The sequence below is a fragment of the uncultured Jatrophihabitans sp. genome, assembly GCF_964244045.1.
Lineage (GTDB): Bacteria > Actinomycetota > Actinomycetes > Mycobacteriales > Jatrophihabitantaceae > Jatrophihabitans.
This window is the reverse complement of record NZ_CAXTHK010000014.1, coordinates 61,592-79,471: the sequence shown is the minus strand read 5'-3', so window position 1 is coordinate 79,471 and position 17,880 is coordinate 61,592. Positions and strand designations below refer to the sequence as shown.

19 protein-coding genes are annotated in these 17,880 nt (G+C 70.3%); 11 read left to right on the top strand and 8 right to left on the bottom strand.

Annotated features, from left to right (window positions below; genetic code table 11):
* Window positions 1–28: 28 nt before the first annotated feature.
* The 3 genes from rsmD to ACFFC4_RS12310 are packed head-to-tail and all read right to left on the bottom strand — an operon-like array spanning window position 29 to window position 4,376.
* Window positions 29–571, bottom strand: coding sequence for a 16S rRNA (guanine(966)-N(2))-methyltransferase RsmD (rsmD, locus tag ACFFC4_RS12320; protein ID WP_375501218.1), 543 nt, complete (start codon window positions 569–571; stop codon window positions 29–31).
* Window positions 568–2,778: an ATP-dependent DNA helicase RecG gene (gene recG / locus ACFFC4_RS12315; protein WP_375501216.1), complete on the bottom strand. Its 2,211-nt coding sequence runs from the start codon at window positions 2,776–2,778 to the stop codon at window positions 568–570. Before recG ends, rsmD begins: the two co-directional genes overlap by 4 nt.
* Window positions 2,778–4,376, bottom strand: coding sequence for a DAK2 domain-containing protein (locus tag ACFFC4_RS12310; protein WP_375501214.1), 1,599 nt, complete (start codon window positions 4,374–4,376; stop codon window positions 2,778–2,780). Before ACFFC4_RS12310 ends, recG begins: the two co-directional genes overlap by 1 nt.
* Before the next feature lie 105 nt (window positions 4,377–4,481).
* Here ACFFC4_RS12310 and rpmB point away from each other — a divergent pair, with 105 nt between their 5' ends.
* Window positions 4,482–4,673 (top strand): 50S ribosomal protein L28, encoded by a 192-nt coding sequence (gene rpmB, locus ACFFC4_RS12305; RefSeq protein WP_375501264.1) that lies wholly within the window; start codon window positions 4,482–4,484, stop codon window positions 4,671–4,673.
* 9 nt (window positions 4,674–4,682) lie between these two features.
* Here the strand turns inward: rpmB and ACFFC4_RS12300 are convergent, their stop codons facing one another.
* A complete protein-coding gene (locus tag ACFFC4_RS12300; protein ID WP_375501212.1) occupies window positions 4,683–5,192 on the bottom strand; it encodes a GNAT family N-acetyltransferase in 510 nt (169 codons plus the stop codon).
* Between the two features lie 17 nt (window positions 5,193–5,209).
* Window positions 5,210–6,205 (bottom strand): thiamine-phosphate kinase, encoded by a 996-nt coding sequence (locus ACFFC4_RS12295; protein WP_375501210.1) that lies wholly within the window; start codon window positions 6,203–6,205, stop codon window positions 5,210–5,212.
* Between the two features lie 194 nt (window positions 6,206–6,399).
* Here ACFFC4_RS12295 and ACFFC4_RS12290 point away from each other — a divergent pair, with 194 nt between their 5' ends.
* Complete coding sequence (locus ACFFC4_RS12290; RefSeq protein WP_375501208.1) at window positions 6,400–6,636, top strand: Lrp/AsnC ligand binding domain-containing protein; 237 nt, start codon at window positions 6,400–6,402, stop codon at window positions 6,634–6,636.
* Window positions 6,637–6,688: 52 nt separating this feature from the next.
* The gene (locus ACFFC4_RS12285; protein ID WP_375501206.1) at window positions 6,689–7,246 is read left to right on the top strand and encodes a DUF3515 domain-containing protein; all 558 of its coding nucleotides are present in this window, start codon (window positions 6,689–6,691) and stop codon (window positions 7,244–7,246) included.
* Between the two features lie 6 nt (window positions 7,247–7,252).
* Here ACFFC4_RS12285 and ACFFC4_RS12280 read toward each other — a convergent pair whose 3' ends face one another.
* Window positions 7,253–7,990, bottom strand: coding sequence for a MerR family transcriptional regulator (locus ACFFC4_RS12280; protein ID WP_375501204.1), 738 nt, complete (start codon window positions 7,988–7,990; stop codon window positions 7,253–7,255).
* A 91-nt stretch (window positions 7,991–8,081) separates the two neighbouring features.
* On the opposite strand from ACFFC4_RS12280, the gene ACFFC4_RS12275 reads away from it, so the two are divergent.
* The 8 genes from ACFFC4_RS12275 to ACFFC4_RS12240 all read left to right on the top strand — a co-directional run bounded on the left by ACFFC4_RS12275 (window position 8,082) and on the right by ACFFC4_RS12240 (window position 15,742).
* The gene (locus tag ACFFC4_RS12275; RefSeq protein WP_375501202.1) at window positions 8,082–9,293 is read left to right on the top strand and encodes an acetyl-CoA C-acetyltransferase; all 1,212 of its coding nucleotides are present in this window, start codon (window positions 8,082–8,084) and stop codon (window positions 9,291–9,293) included.
* 16 nt (window positions 9,294–9,309) lie between these two features.
* On the top strand, window positions 9,310–11,475 hold the full coding sequence (locus tag ACFFC4_RS12270; protein ID WP_375501200.1) for a 3-hydroxyacyl-CoA dehydrogenase NAD-binding domain-containing protein: 2,166 nt from the start codon (window positions 9,310–9,312) through the stop codon (window positions 11,473–11,475).
* An 83-nt stretch (window positions 11,476–11,558) separates the two neighbouring features.
* A complete protein-coding gene (locus ACFFC4_RS12265; RefSeq protein WP_375501198.1) occupies window positions 11,559–12,698 on the top strand; it encodes a CaiB/BaiF CoA transferase family protein in 1,140 nt (379 codons plus the stop codon).
* Between the two features lie 13 nt (window positions 12,699–12,711).
* On the top strand, window positions 12,712–13,083 hold the full coding sequence (locus ACFFC4_RS12260; protein WP_375501196.1) for a glyoxalase superfamily protein: 372 nt from the start codon (window positions 12,712–12,714) through the stop codon (window positions 13,081–13,083).
* Window positions 13,084–13,132: 49 nt separating this feature from the next.
* Entirely contained in the window at window positions 13,133–13,966 is an 834-nt protein-coding gene (locus ACFFC4_RS12255; RefSeq protein ID WP_375501262.1) for a HipA family kinase, read from the top strand.
* Window positions 13,963–14,355, top strand: a complete 393-nt coding sequence (locus tag ACFFC4_RS12250; protein ID WP_375501194.1) for a DUF3037 domain-containing protein — start codon at window positions 13,963–13,965, stop codon at window positions 14,353–14,355. The genes ACFFC4_RS12255 and ACFFC4_RS12250 overlap by 4 nt, the downstream gene beginning before the upstream one ends.
* A gap of 89 nt (window positions 14,356–14,444) precedes the next feature.
* Window positions 14,445–14,843, top strand: coding sequence for a hypothetical protein (locus tag ACFFC4_RS12245; RefSeq protein ID WP_375501192.1), 399 nt, complete (start codon window positions 14,445–14,447; stop codon window positions 14,841–14,843).
* A gap of 23 nt (window positions 14,844–14,866) precedes the next feature.
* Window positions 14,867–15,742 (top strand): MIP/aquaporin family protein, encoded by an 876-nt coding sequence (locus tag ACFFC4_RS12240; RefSeq protein WP_375501190.1) that lies wholly within the window; start codon window positions 14,867–14,869, stop codon window positions 15,740–15,742.
* A gap of 19 nt (window positions 15,743–15,761) precedes the next feature.
* Here ACFFC4_RS12240 and ACFFC4_RS12235 read toward each other — a convergent pair whose 3' ends face one another.
* Together ACFFC4_RS12235 and ACFFC4_RS12230 are read right to left on the bottom strand one after the other, a co-directional pair.
* Window positions 15,762–16,835 (bottom strand): D-alanine--D-alanine ligase family protein, encoded by a 1,074-nt coding sequence (locus tag ACFFC4_RS12235; protein WP_375501188.1) that lies wholly within the window; start codon window positions 16,833–16,835, stop codon window positions 15,762–15,764.
* Window positions 16,836–16,863: 28 nt separating this feature from the next.
* Window positions 16,864–17,865 carry an NAD(P)H-dependent glycerol-3-phosphate dehydrogenase gene (locus ACFFC4_RS12230; RefSeq protein WP_375501260.1) on the bottom strand — a complete coding sequence of 334 codons (1,002 nt, stop codon included), beginning with the start codon at window positions 17,863–17,865 and terminating at the stop codon, window positions 16,864–16,866.
* Window positions 17,866–17,880: the final 15 nt, after the last annotated feature.

Below are 17,880 nucleotides of genomic sequence, written 5' to 3'. Positions count from 1 at the left end.
CCCTGGGGCACGTCCGCGGCGGGGGGTTTCATCGCGGGCGACCGTACCAAAGCACTGTGTCCCCGTACCGCGCTTCGCGGGCGAGTGTGAGCGATGCGATCCCTGTGAACGGAGACCCGCTGCGCGCGTCTCGTTCGACCACGACGATCCCGTCGCGGGCGAGCCAGCGCTCGGCCCAGATAGCGATGCCGAGGCCGGGATCCTCGGCGTACGGCGGATCGGCAAAGATCAGATCGAACGGTTCGTCCGACTCGTCGGCAAGAAAGCCGTTGACGGCGCGCGGGACGACAGTGGCGCCGGGCAGGCCGACCGTCTCCACGTTGCGCCGGATGACATCGATTGCGCGGCGGTTCGACTCGACGAGCACCACCTCGTCCGCCCCACGGGACAGCGCCTCGAGCCCGACGGCGCCGGTACCGGCATAGAGGTCGAGCACCCGCGCGCCATCGAGCCGGACGTATCCGGCCAGGGTGTTGAACAGCGCCTCGCGGGTGCGGTCGGACGTCGGGCGGGTGGCCGGCGCCGGAGGCGCCAGGCGCCGCCCTTTCGCCGCACCGGCCACGATCCTCATGTTTTTTCTAGGTAGTCGGCCTGGTCGTCGCGCACCAGCGCAGCAACCTGGGCAGCGAGCAGCGGGTGCCCGGTGAGCTCGGGATCGCGCGCAATCAGGTCGGTGGCCTCGGCCCGGGCGGCGACGATGAGCTCCTCGTCGCGCAGCAACGACAGCAACCGCAGCTGACTGCGGCGCCCGGACTGCGCCGCGCCGAGAACATCGCCCTCACGCCGCTGCGCGACGTCGAGGCGGGCCAGCTCGAAGCCGTCAGTGGTGGCCGCGACCGCGTCGAGCCGCTCGCGGGAGGGTGACTCGGCGTCGGCGTCCGTGACGAGCAGGCAGATTCCGGGATGTCCGCCACGCCCGACGCGGCCGCGCAACTGGTGCAGCTGCGAGACACCGAACCGTTCGGCATCGAGGACGACCATCACCGTGGCGTTGGGGACGTCGACGCCGACCTCGATCACCGTCGTGGCCACCAGGACGTCGCTTCGAGCAGCCGCGAAGTCGGTCATGACGCGCTCCTTCTCGTCAGGGTGCAGCCGGCCGTGCAGCACCTCGAGGCGCAACCCGTGCAGCGGCCCCCCGGCCAGCATCGGCGCGACGTCGGTGACGGCGACGGGCGGGCGGCGCGACGTCGGTGCGTCTGACTCGTCGGGGGGCCCGGCGTCCTCGCCCATCCCGTCCTCAGAGACCTTCCCGATGGCGTCCATGTCCTCGCCGATGCGCGGCGCGACGACGTAGGCCTGTCGGCCGGCCGCGACCTCCTCCCGGACCCGCTGCCACACCCGGTCGAGCCAACCGGGCTTCTCGGCCGCGGGTACGACGGTAGTGGTGATGGGCGCCCGGCCCGCGGGCAGCTCGGCCAGCGTGGACGTGTCGAGATCGCCGAAGACCGTCATCGCCACCGTGCGCGGGATCGGGGTGGCCGTCATGACCAGGACGTGCGGCGGCTGCGCGGCCTTGCCCCGCAGCGCGTCGCGCTGCTCGACGCCGAAGCGGTGCTGCTCGTCGACCACGACCAGCCCGAGATCGGCGAACTGGACGTGCTCCTGGATCAGTGCGTGGGTGCCGATGACGATGCCGGCCGCTCCCCCGGCCGCCTCGAGCAGCGCCCGCCGGCGGGCGGCCGTGGGCAGCGAGCCGGTGAGCAGCGTGACGCGGGTGCCGTCGTCGGCCCCGCCGAGCTGGCCCCCGTGCGCCAGCGGGCCGAGCATGGCTTCGACGGTGCGGGCGTGCTGGGCGGCGAGGACCTCGGTCGGCGCGAGCAGCGCGGCCTGCCCCCCGGCGTCGACGACCTGCAACATGCCGCGCAGCGCGACGACGGTCTTGCCCGATCCGACCTCGCCCTGCAGCAGCCGGTGCATGGGGTGCGCTCCGGCGAGCTCTTCGGCGATCTGCTCCCCGATCTCGCGCTGGCCGGCGGTGAGCTCGAAGGGCAAGCGCTGGTCGAAGGCGGCGAGCAGGCCGTTGGAACGCGGCGCCCGCGCGACGGCTGGGTGCTGGGCCGCGGCGTGTCGGCGCTGGGCAAGGGCGAGCTGCACGCCGAGCGCCTCGTCCCAGGCCAAGCGCTTCCGGGCCGCGCCCCACTGTCCGCGGTCGGCGGGCTCATGCATGGCACGCAGCGCGGTGTCGAGGTCGAGCAGGCCGCGCCGGGCCCGAACCTCGGGTTCGACGGGGTCGGGCACCGGGTCGAGCATCAGCAGGGCGTGGCGTACGGACTCGGAGATCATCCAGGTGCGCACCGCTTGGGTGGCCGGATAGACCGGGATGAGCCGGCCGGCGTAGATATCGGCCTCGGCCCTGTCGAGCTCGTCACCGGGCAGCAGCAGGTAGTCGGGGTGCACCAGCTGGCGACGCCCGCGGAAGTCGCCGACCTTGCCGGAGAACAGCCCGCGTCGCCCGACCTGGAGGTCCTTCTCGCGCCAGTGCGCGGTGCGGCCGAAGAACACGAGTTGCAGATTTCCCTTGCCGTCCCCCACCACGACCTCGAGCCGCACACCGTTCTGTGCCCGCTTGATGGCGCTGCTCAGCACGTCGGCCACCACGGTGACCTCGTCGTCGACGCGCAGTGCAGTGAGGTCGGTGAGCTCGCCACGTTCGGCCATCCGGCGCGGATAGTGGGCCAGCAGGTCGCCGACGGTGCGCATGGCGAAGCCCTTCTCGAGGGCTTTCGCGGTACGACCGCCGACGACCTCGGCGAGCTGGGTGTCGAGGGTGGCCATCACTCGACACCGATGATCACGGGGTGATCCGCCTGGCCACCCTGGTACACCGAGACGTCGGTCAGAGCGGCGCGCCCGCGGACGTGGGCCTCGATCAGCTCTCCGGTACGACTTGGCGCGTCGGTGCCCACGACGATGGTCATCAGCTCGGCTCCTACCGCCAGCAGCCGGTCGACGAGGCCGAACGCGACGGCCAGCAGGCCGCGGCCGATGTCGACGACCTCGCCGTCGATCATGCCCAGGACGTCGCCCGGCTGGCAGATGCCGACGGCGGTGAGCGCCTCGGACCGGGCGACGGTGACCTGTGCGAACCGGGTGGCCGCAGCCGCCTCGGCCATGGCCACGACATCGTCGTCGAAGCGGCGGGTGGGGTCGTGCACGGCGATCGCGGCCAGCCCCTGGACGGGTGATCGGGTGGGCACCACCGACACCCGGACGCCGCGTGCCCGCGCCAGCCGGGCCGCAGCCTCGGCGATACCGGTGACCTGCGAGGCGTTGGGCAGCAGTACGAGCTCGGATGCGCCGGTGGTCCGGATGACGTCAAGGACGTCGGCGATAGACGGCGGCACGCCGGCGCTGCTCCCATCCATCCGATCAATGACGTGCCCATCAACGACGTGGACGCCTTCGGACTCGAACAGGTGAGCCAGGCCGGGCCCGGGCGCGACGGCCAGGACGGCGCGGGCGCCGGTGTCATCGTCGACGGACCGGCGTGGTGCTGCGAGCGGGACAACGCTGACCGCGTACGGGCGGCCGGCCTCGAGCCCGCGCTCGAGGGCGGCACCGATGTCGTCGACGTGTACGTGCACCTTCCACGTGCGCTCTCCGGCCGCGACGACCGCCACCGAGTCGCCGAGCTCGTCCAGCGCGGACCGCAGCCCGTCGACGGCGGCCGGTACGGAGTCGAGCAGGTACTGCACCTCGTACTCGGGACCCACGGGCGGGTCGTGCTCGGCGAGCTCACGGGTAGGTGGGGCGATTGGCGTCAGCGCTGCCGGCCGGCCGGTGACGGTGCGGGCCAGCGCGTCGAGCAGGACGAGCAGGCCCCGGCCACCGGCGTCGACGACGCCGGCCCGGGCGAGGACGGCCAGCTGACCCGGGGTGCGCAGCAACGCGGCATCGGCACCGGCGACCGCGGCCGACATCGCTTCGGCGAGCGAGTCACCGCGCGCATGGGCGGCCGCGGCGGCGGCCACCGACAGGATCGTGCCTTCGAGTGGGTTCATGACGGCCTGCCGGCCGAGCTCGGCGCCACCCAGCAGGCCCGCCGCGAGCGCGCCGGCGTCCCACTGGCCGGCAGCGGCGACGGCCTCGGCCAGCCCGCGCAGGATCTGCGACAGGATGAAACCCGAATTGCCGACCGCACCGGCAGCAGCGCCCTCGGCCATCGCAGCCAAGGCCTCGACGACCGGCGCATCTGGCACGGCGTCGAGCGAACGGCCGGCGGCGCGCATCGTGCTCAGCATGTTGGTGCCGGTGTCACCGTCGGGGACCGGGAACACGTTGAGCGCGTCGATGTCGCTGCACCCCGCCTCGAGGAGCTCGAGAGCGGTGGCGCTCCACCGACGCACGGCCTGCGCGTCCAACACCTCGAGCATGGATCGACATTACTGTCCGGGTCCGACCGTGGTTTGGAAGCCGTATCGGCAGCCGTTAGACTCGTGGGGTTGTCTTCAGTCTTCACACCAACCGAGGAGTTCCACGTGGCCAGCGTCTGCGATGTCTGCGGCAAGGGTCCCGGGTTCGGCATGTCCGTGTCCCACTCACACCGCCGTACCCACCGCCGGTGGAACCCGAACGTGCAGACCGTCCGCGCGATGGTTGCCCCCGGTACCCGCCGCCGGCTCAGCGTCTGCACCTCCTGCCTGAAGGCCGGCAAGGTCACCCGCGCCTAGTACGTCGTTCTACCGCTCGTCCACGAGGCCCGTTCGCTGCGGCGAACGGGCCTCGTTGTCTGCGCGCAGGCGCTTGGCGTAGAACAGGGCCCCACTGTTATCGGCGTAGTGCCCGAACGGCGTCCCCGGGACGTAGCCGCTGCTTTCGTACAGCGCGATCGCCGCCCGCTGCAACGGCGCGGTGTTGAGCACGAACTCCTCGACACCGGCCTCGAGCGCGCTGCGTTCGGCCGACTCGAGCATGACGCGCGACAACCCGCGCCCGCGCACCCGCGGGTCGACGTACATGCGCTTGACCTCTGCGACGCGCGGTGACAGGCGGCGCCACCCGGCCATGGCCACCGCTGACCCGTCGAGCGAACCGACGAGGAGCAGGCCCGCCGGCGGAACGAACTCGCCAGGGTCGATCATCGCCGCATCGGGCCCGCCGTACATGACCACGTATTCGGCCTGCACCGCGTCGACCATGCGGGTGACGTCGGGGTGGTCGTACGGCCGGGCGTCAATCTCTACGGACACGCCGCCGAGGGTAGCGATCACCTGCGGAAGTGCTCGTGGCCGCCCTTGGGCCAGCGCCGGCCGTCGACGCGCACACCTTCACCACCGGCCACCGAGCCGATCGTGCGCCACGGGTCGGGCAGCTCGGTGCGCTTCGGAAATGTCGCGACGAGCGCGTAGTCGTCACCACCGGTCAGCACCCAGACCAGCGGGTCGACGTTCAGCGCGGCGCCGACCTCCCTCAGCTTGGCCGGCACATCCATGAGCTCTGCGCGCAGGTCGATGCGGACGCCGCTGGCCTCGGCAATGTGGCCGAGGTCGGCGACGAGCCCGTCGCTGACGTCGGTCATCGCCGTGGCGCCGAGCGCAGCCGCCCGCTGGCCCTCGAAATACGGCGGTTCGGGGCGCCGGTGGGCGTTGACCACCTGCACCGGCGAGCGGAACCCGCGCCCGAGCACCGCGAAGCCCGCGGCTGCCCAGCCGAGCCGTCCGCACACCGCGACGGTGTCCCCCGCCTGCGCGCCGCCCAGAGTCACCGGCCGCGCGCCGTCGAGGTCGCCTAACGCCGTGAGGGCCAAGGTGATCACGTCGGCCTCGGTGACATCGCCGCCCACCACCGCCGCCTCGGCTGCTGCGCACTCGGCGCGCAGCCCCGCGACGAGGCCGTCGACCCACGAGAGCTCCAACGTTCCGGGCGCGCCGAAGGCGACGAGCAGTGCCGACGGTGTCGCGCCCATGGCCGCGATGTCGGAGAACGCCCGCGCCGCGGCCTTGTGGCCGACGTCCTCAGCGGTCGACCAGTCGCGGCGGAAGTGCCGGTTCTCGATCAACATGTCGGTGGAAGCCACCACGCGGTTGTCCGACGTGGCGATCACCGCAGCGTCGTCACCTGGCCCGATGAGCGTCGAGGGAACCGCGTCGAGACCGGCGACCACCCGCGCGATGACGCCGAACTCGCCGACATCGGAGATGGTGGTGATGACGAACTCCTCGCGAACAGGGTGGGTGCTCGGACCGAGCCACCAGCACAGCAAAGCACTGGTGGCGCCGCGGCCGGTACCGGGCGGACCCGCTGGCGGGGCTGCGCTACGTTCTACCGGTTCGCGCCCAGCCCCACCGGCAGGACGCGCCGCACCGAGACCGGCCAGGAAGTGGAGTTCGTGATGAGCGACGCTTGCGGAGCGAATCGGAGATATCACTGCTGTGCAGAGCCGAACGGAGTGAGGCTGTGAGCGTGAGTGCATACGTGCTGATCCAGACCGAGGTCGGGAAAGCAGCAGCCGTCGCCGCCGAGATCGCCGCGCTCGACGGGGTGACCACCGCAGAGGACGTCACCGGCCCCTACGACGTCATCGTCCGGGCAGAGGCGGGTTCCGTCGACGAACTGGGCAAGCTGGTGGTGGCGAACATCCAGGCGGTCGCCGGCATCACCCGCACGCTGACTTGCCCCGTCGTTCACCTCTGAGGACCGAGCAATCGACTCCGATCACCGCCGCGCCGCGCTGATCGCCAGCGCGGTGACGCTGCCGATCGTGGTCATCGGCGCGTTCGCGATCGTCGCCGCGACCAACGGTGGCGGCAGCTCGTCGAACTCGTCCCCGGGGCCCGGCAGCCCACTGACTCCGTCCGCCCCGCCGAACGCGACGAGACAGGCCGCGGCCTGCACCAAGGTGCTGGCCCAGCTGCCGGTGCAGCTCGGCACGCTCGCGCCTCGCGTCGTGCGCCCGAATCCCCCGACGGCATTCGTCGTGGCGTGGGGCAACCCGGCCGTGATCCTGAGCTGCGGCGCGGCCCGTCCCAAGAGCCTGCACCCGGGCTCGTCGACTCAGTACTTCCAGAACGGCACCGTGGCCAGCGGTCCGTACTTCGACGCCACCAAGGGCAGCGGCGGCCGCACGGACTGGATCACTGTCGATCGGGCCGCCTACATCTCGATCAGCGTGCCGCCCAAGTATCAGGGCTCGACCGTGCTGCCGCCGCTGTCGGACGCCATTGCCAAAGCGTTGCCCGCGGTCTGCGGCGTGCCAGACAACAACGGCAAAACCTCACTGCCGCTGTGCACCCAGCGCAAGTAGCGCTGGTTACTGGTCCTCGACGCGGCGGCGGGCCGCCTGGTCCGCGGCCCGGGTGAAAGCGCCGACGAGGCCCTGGATGGCCAGCGGCCGGATGCGGTCGAGCAGCGACACGACCTGCTCGTGCTCGAGCTCGCCGCGCTGATAAGGGCCCCAGACGGTGCGGGCAAATACCTCGTTGAGGCCCTCGGCCACCGCGGTGGCGTGCGTCTCGATGATCCGCGTCGACTCGGTCAGGAACTCCGGCGTGACCGGGAGTTCGAGCACCTCGAGCGCATAGCCCAGCACCCCCGAGGACGTGCGGAAGCTGTCTTCGCCGCCGTCCACGCTGCTGACGCGCTCGACGGCTCCGACCTCGACGAGGTAGGCCAGCAGCTCGTCGTCGAGGCGCCGCCCGATCCGCCGGTCCAGGGCGTGCCGGTCGAGGATCTCGGTCTGCTCCGGCAGCCACGGCGCGAGCACCGCGCCGTGCACCACGTACTCCGCCGGCGCCGCGTCGTGCGGGATACGGGCGAGCACGCGCTCGATCGCGGCCAGCGTGTAGCCGTGCTCCTGCAAGGTGCGAATGAGGTCGAGACGCATCCGGTGCCGAGCGTCGTAATAGGCAACCCGACCGCGACGTTCGGGCGGCGGGAGCAGCCCCTCGCTGGCGTAGAAGCGAACCGTGCGCACGGTCAGCCCCGTGCGGGCGGCTAGCTCGTCCACAGTGAACTCACCCGATGCAGCAGTTGCCTCCACACCGGTCATGGGACGACGATAGACCACATCACCACCACTGGCGCTTCAGTACTGTGCCAGTAATACTGGCAGCAACTTTCTTCGGCAGATCGGAATCGACATGACAGAGGCCTTCGTCTACGACGCCCTGCGCACCCCGCGCGGCAGGGGCAAGAGTTCGGGTTCGCTGCACGCGACCAAGCCCGTTTCGCTGGTCGTCGGATTGCTCGACGAGATCAAGAAGCGCAATCCCGGTCTGGACCCGCAGCACGTCGAGGACGTCATCCTCGGCTGTGTCTCCCCCATCGGCGAGCAGGGTGCCGACATCGCCCGCACCGCGGCCCTCGCCGCCGGTTACGAGCTCTCCGGCCCGGGCTTCCAGCTCAACCGCTTCTGCGCGTCCGGCCTGGAGGCCGTGAACGTCGCCGCACAGAAGGTGCGCTCCGGCTGGGAAGACCTGATCATCGCCGGCGGCGTCGAGTCGATGTCGCGCGTGCCGATGGGCTCCGACGGCGGCCCATGGGCCATGGACCCCGAGACCGCGTACGACACCAGCTTCGTTCCGCAGGGCATCAGCGCCGACCTCATTGCCACCATCGAGGGCTTCAGCCGCACCGACGTCGACACCTACGCCGCCGAGTCGCAGGACCGCGCGGGCAAGGCCATCGCGAACGGCAACTTCGGCCGTTCGATCGTCCCCGTACTCGACATCAACGGCGACATCGTGCTGGACGTCGACGAGTTCCCGCGTCCGGGCACGACGGTCGAGAGCCTCGGCGGCCTGAAGCCGTCGTTCGCCGGCCTCGGCGAGATGGGCGGCTTCGACGCGGTCGCGCTGCAGAAGTACCACTGGGTCGAGTCGATCAACCACGTGCACACGCCGGGCAACTCCTCGGGCATCGTGGACGGTGCTGCGCTCGTCGTCATCGGCAGTGAGAAGGCCGGCACCGACAACAACCTGACCCCGCGGGCCCGCATCGTGTCAGTCGGCGTCGCGGGCACCGAGCCGACGATCATGCTCACCGGCCCCACGCCATCGGCGCAGAAGGCGCTGGCCAAGGCCGGCCTGAGCGTCGAGGACATCGACCTGTGGGAGCTCAACGAGGCGTTCGCGGCGGTCGTCCTGAAGTTCATGAAGGACCTCTCGATCCCGCACGAGAAGATCAACGTCAACGGCGGGGCGATCGCGCTGGGCCATCCCCTCGGCGCCACCGGCGCCATGATCCTCGGCACGCTCGTGGACGAGCTCGAGGCCCGCGACCTGCGCTACGGCCTGGCGACGCTATGCGTCGGCGGCGGCATGGGCGTGGCCACCATCGTCGAGCGAATCTGAGCAGGAGAGACAAGCTGTGAGTACCAACGTCATTCGCTGGGACCAGGACGACGAGGGCATCGTCACCCTCACCCTGGACGACCCGAACGCCCGCGCCAACACCATGACCGACGACTTCCGCAGCTCGCTGTCCGAGGCCGTCGACCGGCTGGAGAAGGAGAAGGACTCGATCGCCGGCATCATCGTCACGAGCGCCAAGAGCACCTTCTTCGCCGGCGGCGACCTGAACACGCTGATCCAGGTCACCCACGAGAACAAGGCCGAGTTCAGCCAGGGGGTGGAGCGCATCAAGGCCGACTTCCGCCGGCTCGAGAAGCTCGGTAAGCCCACCGTCGCTGCGCTCAACGGCGCAGCTCTCGGCGGCGGCCTGGAGATTGCCCTGGCCTGCAACCACCGCATCGCGCTCGACAACCCGAAGGCGCAGTTCGGCCTGCCGGAGGTCACCCTGGGCCTGCTGCCGGGCGCCGGTGGCGTCACCCGCATCGTGCGCCTGCTCGGCATCGCCGACGGCCTGATGAAGGTGCTGCTGCAGGGCACCCGCTACAAGCCGGCGCAGGCGTTGGAGGTCGGGATTGTCGATGAGATTGCCGCGACGCCCGATGAGCTGATCAGCAAGGCCCGGGAGTGGATCAAGGCCAACCCGCAGACCGAGCAGCCGTGGGACGCCAAGGGCTACCGAATGCCCGGCGGCGCACCCAGCAACCCCAAGGTCGCCGGCATGCTGCCCGCGTTCCCCGGCAACCTGAAGAAGCAGCTCAAGGGCGCACCGATGCCCGCGCCGCACCACATCATGTGCGCCGCGGTCGAGGGCGCCACGGTGGACTTCGACAGCGCGCTGAAGATCGAGGGCCGGTACTTCGTCAACCTGGCCACCGGCCAGGTCGCGAAGAACATGATCCAAGCCTTCTGGTTCGACCTCAACGCCATCAACGGTGGAGCCTCGCGGCCCGAGGGCTTCGACAAGCGGTTGCCCGAGAAGGTAGCCGTGCTCGGCGCCGGAATGATGGGCGCAGGCATTGCCTACGTCACGGCGCAGGCCGGCGTGCAGGTCGTGCTCAAGGACGTCTCCATCGAGGCGGCCGAAAAGGGCAAGGCGTACTCGCAGAAGCTGCTCGACAAGGCCGTAAGCCGCGGCAAGATCACCGAGGCCAAGCGCGACGAGGTGCTCGGCCGCATCACGCCGACTGCTGACTACGCCGACCTCGAGGGTTGCGACTTCGTCGTGGAGGCCGTCTTTGAGAAGGTCTCGCTCAAGCACTCGGTGTTCCAGGAGGTCGAGAAGGTCGTCAACCCCGACGCCCTGCTCGGCTCGAACACCTCGACGCTGCCGATCACGTCGCTGGCCGAGGGCGTCGAGCGGAAGCAGGATTTCATCGGCCTGCACTTCTTCTCGCCGGTCGACAAGATGCCGCTGCTCGAGATCATCCGCGGCGAGGGGACCTCCGACGAGGCACTGGCCCGGGCGCTCGACTACTCGATGCTGATCAAGAAGACGCCGATCGTGGTCAACGACAGCCGCGGGTTCTTCACCTCGCGGGTCATCGGGACGTTCGTCAACGAGGCGCTGGCCATGCTCGGCGAAGGCATTCGTCCGGCCACGATCGAGCAGGCCACCACGCAGGCCGGCTACCCCGTCGGCGCGCTGCAGCTGGCCGACGAGCTGAACCTCGAGCTGTTCCTCAAGATCCGTAACGAGACCCGCGACGCCATGGGTGACAGCTACACCCGGCACCCGGCCGAGGACATCGTCGAGAAGATGGTCGAGCTCGGGCGCCCGGGTCGGCTCGCCGGCAAGGGCTTCTTCGACTACGACGAGTCGGGCAAGCGCCTCGGCCTCTGGCCGGGCCTGGCCGACACGTTCCCGCCCCAGGGTGAGCCGGCATCGGTCGACGTCAGGAAGCTCGGTCAGCGCATGCTGGTGATCGAGGCCGTCGAGTCGGCCCGCTGCGTCGAGGAGGGCGTGCTGCTCACGACGCCAGACGCCAACATCGGCTCGATCATGGGCATCGGCTTCCCGCCGTGGACCGGTGGCGTACTGCAGTACATCAACGGGTTTGAGGGTGGAGTGAGCGGTCCCAAGGCATTCGTCGCCCGCGCCGACGAGTTCGCGCAGGAGTTCGGCGCGCGCTTCGAGCCGAACCCGTTGCTGCGCAAGAAGGCCGAGAACGGCGAGACGTTCTGACCCACACCCCAACGCTGATCAACAGCGCCGAACCGTCGAATGTCGACGGTTCGGCGCTGTTGATCACCAGGTAAGGAGCCGATGTGCCAGGACCGCTCGAGGGTGTGCGAATCGTCGAGTTGCCGGCCATCGGCCCGGTGCCCTTCGCGGGCATGCTGCTCGCCGACCTCGGGGCCGAGGTGGTGCGCATCGACAAGTTGGCCGGTGCCCGGCCAGGGCTCGGCGACGCATTGGTCAGCGGCCCGCTCGGACGGGGCCGTCGATCGATCACGCTCGACATTCGCAGGCCCGAGGGCGCCGAGGCGCTGCTACGCCTGTGCGAGAGCGCTGACGCGCTGATCGAGGGCTTCCGTCCTGGCGTGGCGGAGCGGCTTGGCGTCGGGCCCGAACAGGTTCTGGCCCGCAACCCGAAGCTCGTCTACGGACGAATGACCGGCTGGGGTCAGGACGGGCCACTGGCCCGGACCGCCGGGCACGACCTCACCTACCTCGCGCTCACCGGCCTGTTGGCCGGTATCGGCCGTGCCGGTGAGCCGCCGGTGCCGCCGGTGAATTACATAGCCGACTTCGGCGGCGGGGCAATGTTCCTGGTCACCGGCCTGCTCGCCGCGCTGCTGCACGCCCGCGCCACCGGCGAGGGTCAGGTCATTGACACCGCCATGGTCGACGGCGCGGCTTACCTCGGGTCGATGACACGGGCGTTCCTGGCGACGGGCGGGTGGCAGGACCGACCCGAGTCCAACTTCCTCGACGGCGGTTCGCCGAACTACCGCTGCTACACCTGTGCCGACGGCAAGTACCTCGCGGTGGGTGCGATCGAGCCGCAATTCTGGGCTGGTCTGTGCACGGCGATCAATCAGGACCCGGCCACCGCACCGTCGCCCTACGACCCGGCTCAGTTCGCCGCCTGCACCGCGCTGCTCGAGCAGACCTTCGCCGGCCGCAGCCGCGACGAATGGGCCAAGCTCTTCGAAGCCCTCGACGCCTGCGTCGCGCCGGTGTTGACGCTCGAGGAGGCGCTCGCCCACCCGCACAACGTCGAGCGCGGAACGTACGTCAAGATCGGCGACGTCGACATGCCCGGACCGGCGCCGCGGTTCTCGGCCACTCCCGGGCGGGCCGGCGAGCTGGTCGGCGTGGGTGATGACACCGTGCAGCTGCTGCGGGAGGCCGGTTACTCCGCGGCCGACATCGACGGGCTGCGCACGGCCGCGGTGATCTGAGCAGACTGCTCGCATGGACTTCAAGCTCGAGCTCGTGTGCATACCCGTCGGGGACGTCGATTCGGCCAAGGCCTTCTACGTCGACAAGGTCGGCTTCGTCGCCGACCACGACCAGCGGGTGAATTCCACGTTGCGCTTCGTGCAGCTGACCCCGCCCGGATCGGGCTGCTCGATCTGCATCGGCGACGGACTGACGGCGATGACCCCTGGGACGTTGGAGGGCCTGCAGCTCGTCGTCGACGACGTCGAGCAGGCGCGGGCGGAGTTCGCCGAGCGTGGACTGGACGTCGGGGAAGTCGAGGAGCTGCCGTGGGGACGCTTCATCTATTTCGCCGATCCCGACGGCAACAAGTGGAGCGTGCAGCAGATCCTGCCCGCTGGGTGATCCACCCGTAGGCTCGGCTCCCGTGCCCGGTCTGCGCAGTCCCGTCGAGATGCGCAACGTCACCGCGACGCGCTACGTCACGCCCCTGCGCGAGGGCGGCTCGTTGCCCGGGCTGATGGAAGCCGACGACCTCGGCACCTACGTCGTCAAGTTCACCGGTGCCGGACAGGGCCGCAAGGCGCTGGTCGCCGAGATCATCGGCACGTCGTTGGCCGGGGCGCTGGGGCTACCCGTTGCCGAGCTGGTGACGGTCGATGTCGACCCCACGCTCGCCGCCAATGAGCCCGACGAGGAGGTGCAGGACCTGCTGCGCGCCAGCCCCGGCCGCAACCTCGGCGTCGACTTCCTGCCCGGCGCGCTCGACCTCGACACCTCGGCGTTCCCGGTCGAGCCGCAGTTCGCGGGACAGGTGCTCTGGCTGGACGCGCTGATCAACAACGTCGACCGCTCCTGGCGCAATCCGAACCTGCTGTTCTGGCACCGCCGGCCCTACCTGATCGACCACGGCGCGGCGCTGACCTTCCACCACAACTGGGCGTCCTTCGACGCCGAGCGGATCGCAACGCGCCCCTACGACGCCGGCGAGCACGCCCTGATCACGTCGCACCCAGACCTCGACGCCGCGGACGCGGCCCTGACTCCGCTGGTGACCACGGCGGCGCTCGACGGCGTGCTCGCGCTCGTTCCGGACGTCTGGCTGAACGACGAGCCCGGTTTCGACTCCCCCACCGCCGTGCGCGCCGCCTACCGGGAAGCCCTGCTCGCTCGCGTCGGCGCCCACGACCAGTGGCTGCCTGCGTTGCGAGCAATGGCCGAGCAGGGCGGGGCACGACGGGTGGCCGTCGATCGCAACAACCGGCCGTCCTGGCTGGACCGATCATGACGCGATTGCCGTTCGAGTACGCGGTGCTCCGCGTCGTGCCGCGCATGGAGCGTGGTGAGCTCGTCAACGCCGGGGTGGTCCTCTACTGCCCCGGCGCCGACTTCCTGGGCGCTGCTGTCGCACTCGACGAGCAGCGGGTGCGCGCGCTGGATCCCGACGTGGACGTCGCGATGGTGACGGCAGCTCTGGCCGCGGTCGTCGGCACCTGCGACGGTTCGGGCCGTGCCGCGGCCGAGGACCGCGGTCGGCGGTTCCGCTGGCTGACCGCGCCGCGCAGCACGATGATCCAGCCCGGCCCCGTGCACACCGGCTTCACCACCGACCCCGTCGCCGAGCTCGACCGGCTGTGTCGGGTACTTGTCGCGCCGGTGCCGTCCGGGGAGGTCTGAATCATTCCGGGATCTCATGGGGCAGCGCGCAGACTCCGGGGTGGCTCGCCCGCCGCGGGCCACTGGCGGCCGATTGCAAAGGATGGCTCATGCCCAAGGCACCGAAGCTGAGTTGGACGGACTCCCCCGCTGAACACGACTACCCGTCGGCTGCGTCGTACTTGCGATTGGTGGCGGGGTCGACGCAGGTCGAAGTCTTGGTGGCGCTGTTGTCTCAGGCGCCGACGGTCCAGCAGCATGCCAAGGACGTCCTGCGCGCTGCTCGCCTTCCGCTCCTGCCGGTCGATGATCCGGAGGTTGCCAAGGACCTCAAGCGGGCGGCGAAGGGCGTCGCGTTGTCGCCGATCCTGCTGGTACGGGGCGACCTGGCGGTCGATGTACCGCTGCACATCGCCGACGGCTACCACCGGGTCTGTGCCAGCTACCACCTCAACGAGGACGCCGAGGTTGCGTGCCGCCTCGTCGAGCTTCCCGCGATCGCCGTCTGATCCGCTCGAGCGAGGGCCCGAACATGACCGACCAGCCGACGCCGACCGGCCACCCTGACGGGGCCCGTGCGGGCGACCGTGCACAGCTCGACCTGGTGATTCGCGATCGCCACGGGCCGCGGGTGGCTGCTCTGTTCGAGAGGCAGCCGATCTGGGCCTGGGATTTCACGAATCTGAGCTACGAATGGCGCCGCCTGTTCAGCGAGGTGTTCGGCACCTTCCTCCTCGTCCTGGCAGGTGCCGGGGCTCCGGTGATCGATCACGTCAGCAAGGGCCAGGTCGGTCGGGTTGCCTCAGTCCTCGCGCCCGCATTGACCGTGCTCGCGATCATCCTGTTCATGGGTGCCGTGTCCGGTGCGCACCTCAATCCGGTGGTGAGCATCGCCTTCGCACTACGCCGGGATTTCGGCTGGCGCAGGGTGCCGGGTTACGTCGCCGCTCAGATCGTGGGCGCACTGCTCGCCGCGGTGTTCCTGCGGGTCGTCTTCGGCAACCTCGCGCACCTGGGGGCCACGCTGCCCGGCGTCGGTTTCAGCAGTACGCAGGCCTTCGCCGTCGAGGCAGTGCTGACCCTGGGCCTGGTCAGCACCATCCTCGGCTCGGCCTCCAGCGCCCAGAACATCGGTTCGTTGTCGGCGCTCGCCGTCGGTGCATACATCGCCCTGGCCGGCCTGTGGGCCAGCCCGGTCAGCGGAGCGTCGATGAACCCGGTCCGCTCGCTCGCGCCCGCGCTCGTCACCGGCGACCTGCACGACCTCTGGATCTACCTCACCGCTCCTCTGATCGGTGCCGTGCTCGCTGTTGCCGCCGCCTACATCCTGCGCGGGCCGGGCGGTGGTCCCAGTGGCACCCGGGCGGCACAGGGAACCCTGCACAGTGCGGGTCCGCAGACGCGGTGAGGGCGAATCCCACGCAGAGTCAGCGGGTGTGGCGTAGCGCGGCATCGATCAGCCGATCGACGAGCTGCGGGTAGGCGACGCCCGAGGCGGCCCACATCCGCGGGAACATCGACACCGGCGTGAACCCCGGCATGGTGTTGATCTCATTGACCACGATCGCGTTGCCGGGCGTGACGAAGAAGTCGACGCGGGCGAGCCCTGCGCAGTCGAGCGCGTCGAAGGCCCGGCACGCGGCCTGCTGCACCTCTGCGATGACGTCGTCCGGCAGGTCGGGCGGCAGGTAGAACTCGCACGCGTCGTCGAGGTACTTGGCCTCGAAGTCATACCAGTCATGCCCGTTGCCGACCCGGATCTCCGCAGGCATGCTGGCCTCGGGCCGGCCGTCGGCGTCCTCGAGGACGCCGCACTCGACCTCGCGCCCGATCACCGCGGCCTCGACCAGGACCTTGGTGTCGTGCCGAAACGCCTCGTCGACCGCGGCGTCGAGCTCGGACCAGTCGCCGACCTTCGTGATGCCCAGACTCGAACCGGCCCGGGCCGGCTTGACGAACAGCGGCAGGCCGAGATGGTGCAGGTCGAGCGCCGACCACGGACGATCGGTACGCAGCACCGCGAAGCGGCCGACCTCGAGCCCCGCGTCGCGCAGCAGCCGCTTACTGAATTCCTTGTCCATCGCAGCAGCGCTGGCCAACACCCCGGGCCCCACGTAGGGCACGCCCGCGAGTTCCAGCAGACCCTGCACCGTCCCGTCCTCGCCGAAGCGACCGTGCAGCACGGGGAACACGACGTCGACGCCGGCCAGGGCGTCGACCGCGGCGCCGGCCTCCAGCGCAACCAACCCGCGGGCTGTCGGGTCGGCGCTGAGCGCGACCGACGTGCCCTTTTCGACCTCGGGCAGCGTGCGGCCGTCGATGCGCAGCGTGTCTGGCGTGGCGTCGGTGAGGACCCACGTACCGCTGGGCGTGATGCCGATCGGGACGACGTCGTAGCGTTCGGGGTCGAGGGCACCGAGAACGCTGCCAGCCGAGACCACCGAGATGCCGTGCTCGCTGCTACGACCGCCGTAGAGCACGGCGACCCGGATTCGTGCCACGACGGGTGACCCTACCGGCGGCGTGCCGTCAGCTTTCGGATTTCATCGAGCGCGCCATCAGCAGCTCGACCATCTTCCGCGGGGTCATTACGCCAGAGCAGACGGCTTCGACGGCCGCGGTGATCGGCGTGTCGACGTCGTGACTGCGTGCGAGGTCGAGCAGCGACCGGCAGGACTTGACGCCCTCGGCAACCTGCCCATGGGTGGCCTCCTGCGCCTGCGCCACGGACTCACCGCGGCCCAGCCGCTCGCCGAACGTCCGATTGCGCGACAGCGGCGAGTTGCACGTGGCGACCAGGTCACCCAGGCCGGCGAGCCCGGCGAACGTCAGCGGGTCGGCGCCGAGCCGCTCGCCGAGGCGCGCCGTCTCGGCCAAGCCGCGGGTGATGATCGAAGCCAACGAGTTGTCGCCGAACCCCATGCCCTGCCCGATGCCGCACGCCAAGGCGATCACGTTCTTCACCGCGCCGCCGAGCTCGCAGCCCACGACGTCGGTGTTGGAGTAGGGCCGGAAGTACGACGTGCTGCAGGTGTTCTGCACCGCGATCGCTCGCTGTTCGTCGATGCAGGCGACAACGGTGGCCGTCGGTTGCTGCAGGGCGATCTCGCGGGCGAGGTTGGGGCCGCTGACCACGACGATCCGTTCGCCGGGTGCACCGGTCACCTCGGCGATGACCTCGCTCATCCGCCGCGTGGTGCCAAGCTCGACGCCCTTCATCAGGCTCAGCAGGCTTGCCTCGCCGGGCAGGTGTGGCACCCACCCGGCCAGATTCTCGCGCAGCGTCTGCGACGGGATCGCGAACGCCACCAGCTCGGCACCCCGCAGCGCGGTCGCTGCGTCGTGGGTGGCCACCACACCCTCGGGCAGGTCGATGCCCGGCAGGTAGTCCTCGTTGCGATGCGTGGTGTTGATGCGTTCGGCGAGTTCGGTGCGGCGCGCCCACAGCGTCACGTCGTTGCCGGCGTCGACGAGCACTTTGGCGAATGTCGTCCCCCATGAGCCGGCCCCGAGTACCGCGGCCCGTGTCATGCGACGACGCAGTCG

Bases quoted from the DNA above. Each gene is read 5' to 3' on its own strand.
- ACFFC4_RS12255 (WP_375501262.1), top strand. From the start codon at position 13,133: ATGCGCAACGTCACCGCGACGCGCTACGTCACGCCCCTGCGCGAGGGC.
- recG (WP_375501216.1), bottom strand. From the start codon at position 2,778: ATGGCCACCCTCGACACCCAGCTCGCCGAGGTCGTCGGCGGTCGTACC.
- rsmD (WP_375501218.1), bottom strand. From the start codon at position 571: ATGAGGATCGTGGCCGGTGCGGCGAAAGGGCGGCGCCTGGCGCCTCCG.
- ACFFC4_RS12280 (WP_375501204.1), bottom strand. From the start codon at position 7,990: ATGACCGGTGTGGAGGCAACTGCTGCATCGGGTGAGTTCACTGTGGAC.
- ACFFC4_RS12250 (WP_375501194.1), top strand. From the start codon at position 13,963: ATGACGCGATTGCCGTTCGAGTACGCGGTGCTCCGCGTCGTGCCGCGC.
- ACFFC4_RS12245 (WP_375501192.1), top strand. From the start codon at position 14,445: ATGCCCAAGGCACCGAAGCTGAGTTGGACGGACTCCCCCGCTGAACAC.
- ACFFC4_RS12260 (WP_375501196.1), top strand. From the start codon at position 12,712: ATGGACTTCAAGCTCGAGCTCGTGTGCATACCCGTCGGGGACGTCGAT.
- ACFFC4_RS12240 (WP_375501190.1), top strand. From the start codon at position 14,867: ATGACCGACCAGCCGACGCCGACCGGCCACCCTGACGGGGCCCGTGCG.
- ACFFC4_RS12310 (WP_375501214.1), bottom strand. From the start codon at position 4,376: ATGCTCGAGGTGTTGGACGCGCAGGCCGTGCGTCGGTGGAGCGCCACC.
- ACFFC4_RS12230 (WP_375501260.1), bottom strand. From the start codon at position 17,865: ATGACACGGGCCGCGGTACTCGGGGCCGGCTCATGGGGGACGACATTC.
- ACFFC4_RS12275 (WP_375501202.1), top strand. From the start codon at position 8,082: ATGACAGAGGCCTTCGTCTACGACGCCCTGCGCACCCCGCGCGGCAGG.